The 13,241-nt window shown below is 69.8% G+C and carries 14 protein-coding genes; 8 read left to right on the top strand and 6 right to left on the bottom strand.

Annotated elements, in window-relative coordinates; genetic code table 11:
• Window positions 1-3: 3 nt before the first annotated feature.
• Window positions 4-849, bottom strand: coding sequence for a serine hydrolase (locus C1706_RS09775; RefSeq protein ID WP_129459049.1), 846 nt, complete (start codon window positions 847-849; stop codon window positions 4-6).
• An 80-nt stretch (window positions 850-929) separates the two neighbouring features.
• Window positions 930-1,628, bottom strand: coding sequence for a TIGR03089 family protein (locus tag C1706_RS09770; RefSeq protein WP_129459048.1), 699 nt, complete (start codon window positions 1,626-1,628; stop codon window positions 930-932).
• A 34-nt stretch (window positions 1,629-1,662) separates the two neighbouring features.
• On the opposite strand from C1706_RS09770, the gene C1706_RS09765 reads away from it, so the two are divergent.
• The 3 genes from C1706_RS09765 to C1706_RS09755 all read left to right on the top strand — a co-directional run bounded on the left by C1706_RS09765 (window position 1,663) and on the right by C1706_RS09755 (window position 3,853).
• Window positions 1,663-2,739, top strand: a complete 1,077-nt coding sequence (locus C1706_RS09765; protein ID WP_129459047.1) for a mannose-1-phosphate guanylyltransferase — start codon at window positions 1,663-1,665, stop codon at window positions 2,737-2,739.
• Between the two features lie 25 nt (window positions 2,740-2,764).
• A complete protein-coding gene (locus tag C1706_RS09760; protein ID WP_129459046.1) occupies window positions 2,765-3,463 on the top strand; it encodes a hypothetical protein in 699 nt (232 codons plus the stop codon).
• Between the two features lie 135 nt (window positions 3,464-3,598).
• The gene (locus tag C1706_RS09755) at window positions 3,599-3,853 is read left to right on the top strand and encodes a WhiB family transcriptional regulator (protein ID WP_129459045.1); all 255 of its coding nucleotides are present in this window, start codon (window positions 3,599-3,601) and stop codon (window positions 3,851-3,853) included.
• A 54-nt stretch (window positions 3,854-3,907) separates the two neighbouring features.
• Here the strand turns inward: C1706_RS09755 and C1706_RS09750 are convergent, their stop codons facing one another.
• Window positions 3,908-4,348: a metallopeptidase family protein gene (locus C1706_RS09750; protein ID WP_241653521.1), complete on the bottom strand. Its 441-nt coding sequence runs from the start codon at window positions 4,346-4,348 to the stop codon at window positions 3,908-3,910.
• A gap of 80 nt (window positions 4,349-4,428) precedes the next feature.
• Between C1706_RS09750 and C1706_RS09745 the strand changes: the two genes are divergently transcribed.
• Genes C1706_RS09745 through C1706_RS09725 form a run of 5 tightly spaced genes read left to right on the top strand, consistent with a single transcriptional unit; the run spans window position 4,429 to window position 7,836 of the window.
• Window positions 4,429-4,812 carry a DUF3499 domain-containing protein gene (locus C1706_RS09745; RefSeq protein ID WP_129459044.1) on the top strand — a complete coding sequence of 128 codons (384 nt, stop codon included), beginning with the start codon at window positions 4,429-4,431 and terminating at the stop codon, window positions 4,810-4,812.
• On the top strand, window positions 4,809-6,167 hold the full coding sequence (locus tag C1706_RS09740; protein WP_129459043.1) for a phosphohexomutase domain-containing protein: 1,359 nt from the start codon (window positions 4,809-4,811) through the stop codon (window positions 6,165-6,167). Before C1706_RS09745 ends, C1706_RS09740 begins: the two co-directional genes overlap by 4 nt.
• Window positions 6,164-6,355 carry a Trm112 family protein gene (locus tag C1706_RS09735; RefSeq protein ID WP_129459042.1) on the top strand — a complete coding sequence of 64 codons (192 nt, stop codon included), beginning with the start codon at window positions 6,164-6,166 and terminating at the stop codon, window positions 6,353-6,355. The genes C1706_RS09740 and C1706_RS09735 overlap by 4 nt, the downstream gene beginning before the upstream one ends.
• A complete protein-coding gene (locus C1706_RS09730) occupies window positions 6,355-7,368 on the top strand; it encodes an SIS domain-containing protein (RefSeq protein WP_129459041.1) in 1,014 nt (337 codons plus the stop codon). The genes C1706_RS09735 and C1706_RS09730 overlap by 1 nt, the downstream gene beginning before the upstream one ends.
• A 27-nt stretch (window positions 7,369-7,395) precedes the next feature.
• Window positions 7,396-7,836 carry a type II 3-dehydroquinate dehydratase gene (locus C1706_RS09725; protein WP_129459040.1) on the top strand — a complete coding sequence of 147 codons (441 nt, stop codon included), beginning with the start codon at window positions 7,396-7,398 and terminating at the stop codon, window positions 7,834-7,836.
• Between the two features lie 43 nt (window positions 7,837-7,879).
• On the opposite strand, the gene C1706_RS09720 is transcribed toward C1706_RS09725, so the two are convergent.
• From C1706_RS09720 to C1706_RS09710, 3 genes are read right to left on the bottom strand one after another with little or no spacing between them, the layout of a single operon-like run.
• The gene (locus C1706_RS09720) at window positions 7,880-9,775 is read right to left on the bottom strand and encodes a YehQ family protein (RefSeq protein ID WP_129459039.1); all 1,896 of its coding nucleotides are present in this window, start codon (window positions 9,773-9,775) and stop codon (window positions 7,880-7,882) included.
• Entirely contained in the window at window positions 9,772-10,911 is a 1,140-nt protein-coding gene (locus C1706_RS09715; protein ID WP_241653520.1) for a VWA domain-containing protein, read from the bottom strand. Before C1706_RS09715 ends, C1706_RS09720 begins: the two co-directional genes overlap by 4 nt.
• Window positions 10,908-13,241 carry a DUF5682 family protein gene (locus tag C1706_RS09710; protein WP_129459038.1) on the bottom strand — a complete coding sequence of 778 codons (2,334 nt, stop codon included), beginning with the start codon at window positions 13,239-13,241 and terminating at the stop codon, window positions 10,908-10,910. Before C1706_RS09710 ends, C1706_RS09715 begins: the two co-directional genes overlap by 4 nt.

Raw genomic sequence — 13,241 nt, 5'->3', positions numbered from 1 at the left:
GCGTCAGACCAGTTCGCCCGAACCGAGGATGCGGAACACGTCGGCGCCGATGGCATCCACGAGGTCGCGACCCTCCTCGAACGTCGGACGACGGCACATGAACGCTGCGGTGTAGTCGCGCCCCTGCCCCTGAACGTGCCCGATGGAGTTCACAGCCCACAGGTTGTCCAGGGACTTGAACTGCACCCAGCCGTTCTTCATCTGCACGTCGACCACGTTCTTCTTGCGGTCGTGTCCCACACCCCACGTCTGTTCGGCGTTGGTTTGAGACATCACGTCCAACAGGTACAACCGATCCTCCTGGGCGACCGCAGGGGTGCCCTCCACGAGACGGTCGATGAGCAGTCGCTGATCGTCGGGGGTGGTGTTGGTCCAGGACCAAAACGGGCTACGCGGATCCGCGTGGGTGTTCGGCAACCCCAGCCCCACAGCCAGACGCGTGTACTGATCGGCCCCGCCGACCCACTCCCACAAGGCGTCGGCGGAATCGTTGTCGGAGTTCACGATGGCCTTGCTGATCTGCTGGTAGCGCTCGAAGGGCAACTCTTCGCCCGCGGCGCGTGCCTTGTTGAGCGCGAGAAGGGAGATCATCACCTTCGCGATGGAGGCGCTTTGGGTGTCGAAGTCCCCCCGGAAGGCAAACACCCCACCGGTGCGTCGATCCCGCACCGAGATCCCGAGGAGGTCGGTATTGCGGGCGTAGACCTCCATCACGGCCTGCAACTGTGAACGCACGGGCCCCGTGGGCGAGGCGGTGGGCGTCACCAGGGGGGCGGCGGCGCGGCTGCAAGCGGCCAGGGCGAGCGCCGCGGTGCCCGCGAGCAGGCCGCGTCGAGACAGGGAAGACATGCACTACCTTTCTGGGGCGACGTCGCCCATCATGCCAGTCGGCGACCGTGGCCCACGGGTGTGGGGCGGTTCCGTGTCGGTCAGGGCAGGATGTCGGCCCGCTCCGACGCCGCGATCCGGCCCGCAGCCGCAGGGTCATCGCTGGCCACCATCACCAGGGACCCGCCACCGCGCACCACGGCGGCCCAGGTGCTCACCGCCTGCCAGGCGTCGGGCGGATGCGCCAGGACGCGCGTCCCGATCGGGGACGCGGTGGACAGGTCAGCCAAGGTGAAGGCGGCGTCGTCGGTGAGCCACGCTGGGGCATCGAAGAGGAGGGGCTGAGGGAGGGCGGCGTCGGGTTGGGCCAGGGCCTCGGAGGTGTAGTCGGACATCCCTGCGGGCAGGGTGACTAGGGGCCGAGCCCAGGCGTCCAGCGAACAGGCGTACCCCGGGGTGCCGGTTGCCGCGCGGGGGCCGTCTGGTCCCGTCACCACCAGATCGGGAGTGGCGTCACTCAGATCGACGACCGCGCCCGCCTCCCATACGGCCAGGGGCCAGATCAAGGACATCCAGTGCTCGGGGTGGTCGCGGGTGACCTCCAGCCGGACCCGGGAACCGGGGCCGACGTCGGCCTCCTCCAGAAGGTTGACGGTCTTGGCGACCCAGTTCTCGACGCTGGAAACCGACAACTCGGTGCGCGCCCCCGCCTCGCCATACCAGGTGAGGAGCGGGTCGCCGCCACTGCGGCTGGCTCGCGAACGCAGGATCTGTCCCAGGGATTGCGCGGCATGGGTCACCGATTCAGGATAGGTCGACGGCTAGCCTGACCCCATGCGTTACGTCGTAATCATGGCGGGCGGCTCAGGAACACGTCTGTGGCCGTTGTCTCGCAAGGGCACCCCCAAACAGCTCTTGAAACTCATCGAAGGCCGTAGCTTGTTGCGGCTCGCCTTCGAGCGCGCGCGACGACTCGTGCCCGATGAACGCATCGTGGTCGTGACGGGAGCCCCCTACCTCGACCAGGTGGCCGCCGATCTGCCGGAACTGCCGCCGGAGAACCTCCTCGGCGAGCCGGAGGGGCGCGATTCCCTCAACGCGGTCGCGTGGCCCGCGGCAGTGCTCGCCCACCGTGACCCGGAGGCGATCATCGCGCAGTTGACGGCCGATCAACTCATTGACCCCGTGGACGCGTTCGTCGCGGCGCTGGAGGAAGCGTTTAGCCTCGCTGAGGCCGACGATCGCGCCTTGGTGACGCTCGGCGTGATCCCGACCAACCCCCACACCGGCTACGGCTACCTGCACCGCGGGGCTGCGGTTCCTGGGTTCCCCACCGCCTGCCGGGTCCAAGAGTTCCGGGAGAAGCCGGACGCGCAGACCGCTGCCGCCTACCTGGCTTCGGGCGAGTTTTGGTGGAACGCGGGGATGTTCGTGTGGCGGGCCCGCACCGTCTTGGCCCAGATCGAGGCGCTGGAACCCGACACCTATGCGGTGGTGGAGGAACTGGCCGAGCACCCCGAACGCTTGGGGGAGTTGTTTGGCACGCTGCGCAAGACGTCGGTCGATTTCGCCATCATGGAACCGGTCTCGCGCGGGGCAACCGACGCCCACGTGGTCGCCGTGGCGCTGCCGATCCGCTGGCGCGATGTCGGCGGCTTCGCGAGCCTGGCCGAAGTGCTCACCGCCGACGGTGAGGGCAACGTGGTGGATGGCGACGGCGTCTTGTTGGACGCGGAAGGCAATCTGGTCATCAACTCGGTGCCTGGGCACGTCGTCACGCTGTCAGGGGTCAGCGACATGGTGGTGGTGCACACCGTGGACGCCACGATGGTGACCACGCTTGCCGGTGCAGAGAACGTGAAGGCGCTGGTGGCTCGCGTGGCGGACCAGGCCGGTGCCTGTTACGTATGAGGGTGGACGCGACGAGGGGGAGAGCATGCTCGACAATGTGATGCGGCTGAGGGAGCCGGCGGCCTGGACGGTCGTCGCGGTAACAGCGGTGTCGATCCTGTTGGCGTTGACGCGGTTCGGCATGGAGTTGTCCAACGGGGTACCCCTCACGGCGGCGGCCCAAGACGTCGCGCTCACGGCCATGAACCTCACCCTCGTGATCGTCGTGGTGGCGCTGGTGTGGGTGTGCGTTGTCGCCGCGCCCACGCCGCGCACCGAACGCCTCATCGGTGTGGCCGCCTCGGTGGTGACGATCGGCACCCTGGTGACGATCGTCGGGACCGGCATCGGGGCGAGCGCCTCCGCTGGGACGCTGGCGGTGGTGTTCGAGATCTTGGGTGGACTGCTCGACATCGTGGTGAAGCTGGTGGCGACGGGGACCTTGTGGCTCCTGTTGCGCGGGGTTCGCGCCGGACGCATGGCCCCGGCTCCTCAGCAGCCCTCTGCACTGGAAGATGAGGCTCAGCAGGGAGAAACCGACAGCGAGGCGGCGCAACCCCCCGCTGTCGCGGCTGGCTGGAGCGCCGACCCCACCCAGGGCGCGGCCTGGGCGAGCGCTGAAGATGCGGCCCACGGGGCTGCGGGAACGACGAACGCGGCCACGCCGACGGAGGGCTGGCACCCGGTCGAGCGGGGAAACACTGAGGTGGTGCCGCCGGTGACGGGGCGCGACGGTCAAGCGTGACAGGCGAGTCTAGGACGAAAAGCGACGAGATCGTGTCCCCCGTAGGGTTGACAAAATCGGCTTGACTCCTCGAAACGACACGAGTGTAATTCTAGTTGTCAAGCACGTTAATCGGCGCGTCGAGGAGGTCCATGCATGCCTGAGTTGATCGTGGTACTGGACGACGACGGCCTGCTGAGCTGGCAGGAGCGCGCGCTGTGCGCGCAGACCGACCCGGAGGCGTTCTTCCCCGAGAAGGGCGGATCCACCCGCGAGGCCAAGAAGGTCTGCCAGACGTGTGACGTGCGGTCGGAGTGCCTGGAGTACGCGTTGGCCCACGATGAACGCTTCGGCATCTGGGGTGGCCTGTCCGAGCGTGAGCGCCGCAAGCTGAAGCGTCGCGCGGTCTAAGATCGCGGCCCCGCTCCGTGCGGGGGAGCGCCGTGCTGGTGAGTGCGGCGGGGGTCAGTCATCCTCATCGTCACGATGGCCAGCCGGATCGATCTCATCCAACGGGATGCCCGTCGCTTCGCTGAGCTGCTCCACAATCGTGCGATACACCAAGATCCGTAGGCCTGCCCGTGTCCGGGCACGCCGCTCGATCGGGCGCCGAAACACCACCACCTGACCGTTCGCCGATGGCGTCGCCGAGACCGCGGCCGCCAGCGGAACACGATCGACCCACGCCTGCGTCGCGGGTGGGACGTCTTCCACGCCCACGTCCATCGACGCGAGGGCTTGTGGGCAGGCCCGCGAAACCTGCGCGAGCGCGTCGGTCACACACCGCGTGAAGAACACCGCAGGCGCGACCTCACGCGCCACGGGAACCAGCGTCCCGGTGTACGGGTTGGGGGTGGCCAGCCGACCCCTTAGCCCGCGTCCGTGTCGATCCCGCCGCTTGATCATGGCCGTCACTGTAGTCAGCACGACCGACACCCCGCCCCTCATCCGTGGCCCCAGGTCTGCGCCGAGGTAGCGTGTCCGGAGTGAAACCCCGTCTGTGCACCAAATCGGGCTGCCAGCAGGCCGCGATCGCGACCCTGACCTACGCCTACGCTGACCGTGCCGCCGTGGTGGGGCCGTTGGCGCTTCGGCATGAACCGGGCAGCTACGACCTATGCGGTGAGCATTGCGCAGGGTTGTCCACGCCCCGGGGCTGGGAACTCATCCGGCTCCCCCTGGACACCGCCGAACCCGCTCCCAGCCACGATGATCTCTTGGCGCTGGCCGACGCCGTGCGTGAAGTTGGCCTGACCTGGGACGATCCGGGGGCGACGGAACCAGGGCCGCAGCCGCGCGTCAGCCGCAGGCGGGGACACCTCGGCGTGGTCGCCGACCTCGACGCGGCAGCCGATACCCTGGAGCCGTGATCACCCAGAGCATTTTCAAGGCCAACGACATCCGCGGGGTCTTCGGTGGTCCGCACGCCGAGTGGGACGCCGAGGGAGCGGCGGCGATCGGTGCCGCCTACGTTCAGGTGTTCGGGTTGGCCGGTCGCGAGTTCGTCATGTCGCGCGACATGCGCGTGAGCGGGCCCGAGGTGGCCGCAGCCTTCGCTGAGGGCGCGCGCTCCCAAGGTGCCAGCGTCGTCGACGCGGGGCTCGCCTCGACCGATGAGCTCTGGTACGCCTCAGGCTCCCTGGGCCTGCCGGGGGTGCAGTTCACCGCGTCTCACAATCCCCCCGAGTACAACGGCATCAAGTTCTGCCTTCCCGGCGCCGCGCCGATCGACCCGGCCTCGCTGACCGCGGTGCGCGATGTCGCTGTGAGCGGCTCGCTGACGCCTGCAGCCGAGCCTGGCACGACACGCGAGATCGACATTCTCCAGGGCTACGCGGACTACCTGCGTTCGCTGGTCGACCTGGCGGGATTGCGCCCCTTGAAGGTGGTCGTGGACGCGGGCAACGGCATGGCCGGCCTGACGACGGATGCCGTGCTCGGGCCGCTCGGGCTGACGATCGTCGGGCTCTACCTCGGCCTCGATGGACGCTTTCCGCACCACATGCCTAACCCCCTGATCCCCGAAAACCTCGTCGACGCGCAGGTCGCCGTCCGCGAGCACGGGGCCGACGTGGGTCTGGTCTTCGACGGCGACGCGGATCGCTGCTTCATCATCGACGAACGCGGCGAGGTCGTGCCGCCCTCGGTGGTGACGTCGATGATCGCGGAGCAGGAACTTGCTCGTGAGCCGGGCGGGACGATCGTCATCAACAAGATCACCTCTCGGGCTGTCGGCGAAAGGGTCGCTAGCCTGGGCGGACGCCTGGTAGTCAGCCGCGTGGGGCACACCTCCATGAAGGCGCACATGGCAGCCGAGGGAGCCATCTTCGGTGGCGAGCACTCGGCCCACTACTACTTCCGCGAGTTCTGGGGTGCCGACACCGGGATGCTTGCGGGGCTGCACGTGCTGGCGCTGCTGGGTCGTGCGGCAGTGCCGATGTCCCAGCTCACCGAGCGGTTCGGCGGCTACGCGGCCTCAGGGGAGATCAATTCCACCGTGGCTGATGTCACCGCCGTCCTGGACGCCGTCAAAGCCGGATTCGCCGGGCGCGGCATCGTGGATGATGATGACGGCGTCACGGTCAGCGGAGCGGATTGGTGGGTCAACGTGCGGGCCTCCAATACTGAACCGCTGGTGCGGCTCAACGTCGAGGCACGTGAGAAGACCACCATGGCCGCCTTGAGGGACGAGGCGCTGGCCATCATCCGAGGAGGAACCCGATGAGCGACACCGACCTGATCCCCGGCATCTTGGACCTGCTGGTGTGCCCCCAGTGTCATGGGCAACTCGCCTGGGACTACGAGGCGTCCGAGTTGGTCTGCACCAACACCGACTGCGCCTTGGCCTACCCGGTGCGCGGGGGAATCCCGATCTTGGTGATTGACGAGGCGCGCGCGACCCGGGAGCAGTGATGCTCGCGTTCGACGAGTCCCGACTCGATGACCCGGCCGTCTTGGCGGGTGCCGACGCGATCCTGCGTCCGCTCGCTGAGGCGGGCGCCCGGCTGCGGCGCGACGCGGCGGAGTCACGCTCGGCGATCGACAGCCTCGCAGGCGAGCCTCGGCCGCGCGCAGTGATCGCCGTCGGTCCCGAAGCGCGACTCTTGCGGGCCGTGCTGGAACCCACCTGCCCGGTGCCGTTCGTGGCCTGGTCGGTAGGCAATCTTCCCGGATGGGTGGGACCACTCGACCTGGTCGTCGTGCTGGGCGGGGAGGGCTATGACACCTCCGGCGCCCGCGAAGCGCTGCGGCGCGGGGCGCGACTGATCGTCGTCGCACCCCCTGACTCGTTGCTGGCACGGGAGTCCGCCTCGCGCGCCACAACGCTCCTGCCGGTGCTCACCTCCGACCCGTTCCCCGCCGCCATCGTGGCGTTGGCTGCGCTCCAGCGGCTCGGCCTCGGTGAGCACACCGACCCCGACGGGGTCGCGGACGCCCTGGACGGCGTCGCCACCGCCGCGGGGTACGCCCGTGACCTGGCCGCGAATCCGGCCAAGATGCTCGCCATCGAACTCGCTGACGCTCAACCGCTGGTGTGGGGCGCTTCGGTGCTGGCTGCGCGCGCGTCGCGTCGGATCGCAGAAGCGGTCCGGTCTGCGTCGGGCCGCGTCGCGTTGGCTGCCGACGCGGGCGAACTGCTGCCCATCCTCGCCGCTGTCGATCGTCGCGACCCGTTCGCCGACCCGGTCGAGGGCGAGTGGGAGGACCGGCCCACGCTGGTCGTTGTCGATGATGGCTACGACGACGACACGGCCCGCGCGCGCCGCGAAGCGCTCCTGGCCAATGCGACCGCCGCCGACGTGCGGGTCACCACGATCGCCGCCGCCGGAGAGTCAACCCTGAGCCGTTACGCCACCGTGCTCGCCCAAGGGCGGTTCGCGGCGGCCTACCTGCAGATCGGGCTGGGCCGTGAACATCACCGCTAGCCCCGGCCACCGCAACGAAGGACGATCATGACGAAACGCCGCGTACTGGTCCTGAACGGGGTCAACCTGGGCCGACTGGGGCAACGCCAGCCCGAGGTGTACGGGGCGACGACGCACGCCCAACTCGCCGAGCATCTGGTGGAGACCGGGGCGGGCCTGGGGTTGGCGGTCGACGTGCGGCAAACCGATCACGAAGGCGAGTTCGTTGGCTGGCTGCACGAGGCGGCCGCCGCCGACATCCCCGTGGTGCTGAACCCTGGGGCCTGGTCGCATTACAGCTACGCGATCGCCGACGCGGTCGTGCAGGTACCGTTCGCCGTCGAGGTGCACATCTCCAACGTGCATCGCCGCGAACCCTGGCGGCACACCATGGTCATCTCGCCCTACGTCACCGGGACGATCCTCGGCCTGGGGCTTGGCGGCTACGACCTGGCGCTGGCGCATATCGCCTCAGCCGTTCCGGCCTGAACCCCATCGCCACGGTGCTCCCGGCCTGACCAAGGAACCCTGTTCAGGCGGCGAAGGCCAGCAGGACGCAGGCGTCCGCGAACACTGCGCGCAAAGCCAGGGGATCCCCGACGCAGCGGCGGAGGCGTCCCGCGACGTCCGCGACGTGGCTCAGGCCGACGGATTCGGCGCGCTCGCGTCCTCGCTCCAGCGGGGCAACCACGGTGGCCGCGCCCCGCAAGGCGCCCAATATGAGGAGTTGGCCCATCGGCTGGGCGAGGCCCTCCCACGCGTCACGCCACGGATCGACGCCGACCGCGGGCCACCGGGACGCCTCGGGTGGCTCGCAGCCGACAGCCAGGTCGACCTGGGGCAAGAACACCCCGTCGCGGACCCACACGGCCATCGGATCAACCTCCAGGCCGTCCTCGCCGTCGCGCCAACGCCCGGCGATCGCCACTGGCGGCTGGGTCTCCAGCAGGCCGATGAGGCGTCGAGCGCCCCGAGTCGTCCGTGGATCCCACGTCAGCCGCAGGGTCGCCTGAGCGCCCGCCGCATCGGTGAGCTGGGCCGTCACCGTAGTCGTCGTCGCGTCCGCCTCGAGGGCGTCCGCCCGCGTGAGGCGTGCCAGCAAGACGCCATCGGAGGGGCGTCGAGGACCAAGCGGCCCCGGAACCCCGGTGAGCTGAGCCGCCACATCGGCAAACCCGTCGGGGATGATGCTGGGCAGGGACGCCTCATCCCAGGCCGGTGCCGGGGTCGGGGCCAGCGTGACGCGCGTGCGGCCCACCGCGAGAGTGTCGCCGCGGCGCCGAAACCGGGGGACCAGGGCACTGCCGGTGGCCCACTCGCCCAGGGGCACCCCCGCGTGACGGACCCGCAGCAGGTCGGCAGGATCGACGAGATGGTCAGCCGTGTCGCCCCGTTCGGCCACCATCGAGGCCACGGCACCCGTGCGAGTGTCGAGCAACGGGACACGCAGGCTGCTCCAGCCCCCGACGTGGCTCCACTCCGCCCCCAACCCGAGGAACCGTCCCGCTTCGCCGGACTGTTCCACCTCAGGCCGTCCCGCCACCACCGACGCCGGGGCGGGCCCCCCGTGACGCAGGGCCCGAAGCCGCGACTCCACCTCGCCGATCAGCAGCAACAACCGTTCGGGGGAGACCTGGGCGTCGCGTGAGCGCTGATGCTCCAGGTGCGTGACGATCTCGCGCAGCGCCGAGGCCAGGTGGACGCGACCGTGACTCTCCCAGCCGGTGGCCAACCGAACGGCGCTCCCGATGAGGGCATCGGCGGCGCTCAGGCCCACCCCGAGAAGCTGATCGAGCCAGGCATGCCAGGGCCCCTCATCCACCTGGTCGGCCCCAGGGGTTGTGGTGTCCAGCAGCACCGCCGACGATGCGCGCAAGGCTGGCTCGGCCGCGGCACGGGCCGCTTCGGCAACGTAGAGGTGGACGCACCCCGGCGAGCCGCATTCGCAGCGGGCATAGCGCGGATCGGCGTCAACGGGGTAGCGGATGCCGATATCGAGCGGGTGGAGAATGCGGACGCGCACGCGGGGTTTCGTACTGATCCGCGCGGTGATGCCCTCAGCGACCAGGCGCTCGCCCTGGGCCGCCACGCGGGGGCTGAACCACGAGGTATCCACCCTGGGCGTGGCGGGAGCCGCGGTGGTGTCGTCAGCGGGCGCGTCGGCGTCGACCGGGGGGTGGGCCTGCCAGGCGAGCACGGCCCGCACCAGGTGACGACAGCGAAACATGGCCGGGCAACTGCATTCCCACTCGTCGAACGTGCCAACGCCCAGGCGGCAGATGATGCCATCGGGGGCTTCGGCGAGCCAGGCGCCCTCGGGGGTCTGGGACCACGAGAGGGGTACGTCGGCGTCCTTCAGCGCGCGACGGACGGTGCCCGCATTGGTGAGTTCGGTCAACACCTCGACGGTGAGCGCGTCCAGGTTCATCCGATCACCTCCGCCACCCAGGAGGCGAGCTGATCCGGCGTCATGACCGCCACTTGAGCGCCCACCTCAGCCAAGCTGCGGCCGATCCTCTCGTTGTAGTGGGCGCGCCCAGACGAATCCAAGGCCCCCAGGCACAACACCGTCACTCCTGCCTCCACGAGCGAGGCAGCGGTGCGCAGGAACGCGCCCTCGGGACCCCCCTCCTCGAAGTCGGAAACCAACACAACGATGGAGCGCCGAGGGTTCTGCAGAAGCTGCTCGGCATAGCGCAAGGCCTTGGCGATGTTGGTCCCGCCACCCAACTGGACCCGCATCAACACCTCGACCGGGTCGCCGGTGTAGCCGCTCAGGTCAACCACCTCGGTGTCGAACACCACCAGATGCGTGCGCATCGAGGGCAGCGAGGAAAAAATCGCCGCCGTGACGGCCGCATGAATCACCGAATCGGCCATGGAGCCGGACTGATCCACCACGACCACCACCTGCCAGCGCTGCTGCAGCAGCCGCACCCGGCTGGTGAACAACGGCTCACGGATCACCAGGCGCCCGGTTCGCGGATCGACGTTCTTCAGATTGGCCCTCACCGTCGCGCGGGCATCGAAGTTCGCCGTGATCTGGTGACGCGAACGGCGCAACGGATCGCGCCGTCCCGTAAACGGCGTACTCACCGGGCGGGCCAGCGTCCGCATCAACTCCCGGACGACCGTGTCGATGATGGTGCGGGCCATCGCCAGCACCTCGGGGCTCATCAGGTGCTTCGTCGCCAAGATGGCCTTGAGTAGCGACACGTTCGGCGTGGCGCGGGCCAGGGCGTCCGGGCTGGTGACGATCTCGGTGAGGCCGTAGCGGTTGACCGCGTCATCGACGATCCGATCCGCCACCGACTGAGGAAACAGCGTGTGGACGCGGCTGATCCACTCGGGTACCGACATCAGCCCCGAACCCTCGCTGGAACCGCGGCCCTCCCCAGACCCCTCGCCCTCGAGGAAGGCCAGGACGGCCTCCTGCTCTGCCGCCTGCCCGCTGAGGGGCCCCAACTGCGGGGCGGCCTCCGACCCCAGCGCGAGGCGCCAGCGCTGACGACGACGAGCCTCCTGGGGGTCATCTGCCCCGGGGGTGATGGTGTCGTGGCTCACACGGGCACCCCCGTCCACGTTGCGACCGCCTCGACGACGTGGGCCTCGCGCCGGGCGAGGGACACCAGCGTCGCCGCATCCACGCTCAGCGGCGACGGGAGCGTATCGTCCCCGGTCAGGTACCCCAGCAACGACGCCCGCTCCCGGCCCGACAACGCATGCAAGGCACGGCGAAGGTCGGGGAGCGCGGCCAAGAACGAGGCATCGTCCCACGAGCGCAGCGCATCATCGGCGGCGGTGAAGATCTGCGGGGAGGCGATCGCCAGGTGCCCCGCCACGGCCAGCAGCCCCGAATAGAACCGGCCCGTCTCAGCCGGATCGGACATCCGGGCCTCCAGCGCCGCCCCCGGATCACCCGAGAGCAGCCAGCCCGCGCCGATCAAGGCACCAGCGAACTCTGCGTCGTGAGCCGGTGCACCCGGCGGATGCTCCGTTTGACGGCGCAGCGCGCCTGCCACTGCGTCCGCGTCCAGCCCCAGCGCGGCACCCAGCGTCACGGTCGTCTCCGCCAGGGTGCGCACGGCGGCCACCGCGGCGGGCAGATGCGGGCCCTCGGCCATGGGGGACAACCGCTCCACGACGGCGGTGGCGCGCTCATGGACGAACCGGGTCAGGTCGGCGAGATCGACGCGCCCCACCGCACCCAGCCAGGTGTCGAAGTAGACCAGCCGGACCAAGGCCTCTACGACGGCACCCAGTTCACCCAGATCGTCGCTGGTCGCGACGAGGTCGCGCAACGCGACGCCCAGACGCCCCGACACATCGTGGAGCCCGGCACGCACGGCGTCCGTCAGCACCCCGGCCAGCGTCGCCGCGCCGCCCAGGCGAGCCCGGTACTCCAAGGTCGCCGTCACCGCCTGCTCGAGCGACCCACCCCAGCGGGACGCGTGAATGAGCGCCGTCTCCACCTGCTGATCCCATACCAAGGCCCACCGCTCACTCCCGTCGATTCGGGTGCGGGACGTCAGCCGAGAAGGAAGATCAGCAGGGGCAACGGCTGCAGGCACATCCAGGATGCGCAACGCGTGCAGCAGCCTACTCACCGCCCGATCGTGCGGGCTGTCGAGGTCCAGCGTGGTCGGCGTGAGGGTGGGCGGGTGCGGCAGGCCAAGCTCGTCCCAGTGGCGTCGCACCTCGGTGACGAGCGGGGGCACGTCGGTGCCCGCAGCGAGATGCCCGACCCGGTCGCCGCGCAGGCTCGTCAAAACCACCTGCAGCAAAGGGTGGTCGTCGTCGAGGTCGTCTTTGACGACGGCGCCGGTGATGCCGTCGACCAGGTCATCGCGCCACATGCGGGCATGGCCACGCAACTGAGCCAGCGCCTTCGCCGTCGTCATCGCGGCGATGGCATCGGCGGGGGAGAGCGGGACGTCACGGGCCCGCAGCGCGGAGACGGCTTCGGTGAACAGGGCAGGGACGACGTCGGCGTCCCGATCGGGGCCAGCCTCGAACACGCGATGATAAAACCCAGGACTGGGCTGCCCGGCCAGGTATCCGCGCCGGGCGTCCAAAGCGGCGTAATCGGTGGGCACCAGGGCAGTGCCGTCCACCCGGCCGGGCAGATCGACCGGTGTGGGCAACGGCGTCCCCGGGCCCCGCCCGGCCAGGAGCGCCTGCAACCCACTGGTGTGGAAGGCTCCCGTCACCACCACGACCGGGCCCGTGGTGGTGCGCAGCGTCGAGGCGATACACCGCGCCATGTGCGCCTCCCGAGCACGATTCTCCGGCTCGTCGGCCTCCGCGGACGACAGCCGGACGCCCTCGCCCAGGAGGCTCGCCCGCGTCAGGTAGGTGTCGGGATCCACGATCGGGTCGATTTCGAAGAACTCATCCCACACCGCCGAGGCGTCCTCGCGCCCGACGCGGACGGCGAGCGAGGCGAAGAAGTCCGGCCCCGGTTCGACATCGCCCAGCGAGGCGGCGGCGTCCTCCTCGCCAGGAGGCGCAGCGTCCGCGTCAGCGGACAGCCCCAGCCGCATGGCCACCAGGTCGGCCCACGGCAGGTCGATGAACGCGGTCGCCGCGCCCTGCGCCCGAGCCGTCACCAGCGCTTGCCACTCCGCCGAGAACACCGTCAGCGGGTACAGGGCGTGCGCCTGCCGCTCGCGGCCCTCAAGGACGTAACGCACCCACGTCATGATCGCGATCGGCAGCCGATGATCGAGATCGAGCTGATCGAACGCGGTGAACTCCGAGGGACCCTCGATGAGGACCGCTTCGGGGTGGTGGCGGGCGATCAGCGCGCGGACGGCGCGTGCCGCGGCCGGGGAATGGTGCCGGACCGGAACCCAGATCACCCGCTCCAGTTGGGCGGGGGCGCAGGCCTCCAC

This window comes from Propioniciclava flava, assembly GCF_004126535.1.
Lineage (GTDB): Bacteria > Actinomycetota > Actinomycetes > Propionibacteriales > Propionibacteriaceae > Propioniciclava > Propioniciclava flava.
The sequence above is the reverse complement of the archived record's forward strand: the minus strand, read 5'-3'. Positions and strand labels throughout refer to the sequence as shown.

Coding starts and splice junctions, on each gene's coding strand:
- C1706_RS09775 (WP_129459049.1), bottom strand. CDS start 849: ATGTCTTCCCTGTCTCGACGCGGCCTGCTCGCGGGCACCGCGGCGCTC.
- C1706_RS09760 (WP_129459046.1), top strand. CDS start 2,765: ATGCTCGACAATGTGATGCGGCTGAGGGAGCCGGCGGCCTGGACGGTC.
- C1706_RS09735 (WP_129459042.1), top strand. CDS start 6,164: ATGAGCGACACCGACCTGATCCCCGGCATCTTGGACCTGCTGGTGTGC.
- C1706_RS09725 (WP_129459040.1), top strand. CDS start 7,396: ATGACGAAACGCCGCGTACTGGTCCTGAACGGGGTCAACCTGGGCCGA.
- C1706_RS09720 (WP_129459039.1), bottom strand. CDS start 9,775: ATGAACCTGGACGCGCTCACCGTCGAGGTGTTGACCGAACTCACCAAT.
- C1706_RS09730 (WP_129459041.1), top strand. CDS start 6,355: ATGCTCGCGTTCGACGAGTCCCGACTCGATGACCCGGCCGTCTTGGCG.
- C1706_RS09765 (WP_129459047.1), top strand. CDS start 1,663: ATGCGTTACGTCGTAATCATGGCGGGCGGCTCAGGAACACGTCTGTGG.
- C1706_RS09755 (WP_129459045.1), top strand. CDS start 3,599: ATGCCTGAGTTGATCGTGGTACTGGACGACGACGGCCTGCTGAGCTGG.
- C1706_RS09750 (WP_241653521.1), bottom strand. CDS start 4,348: ATGATCAAGCGGCGGGATCGACACGGACGCGGGCTAAGGGGTCGGCTG.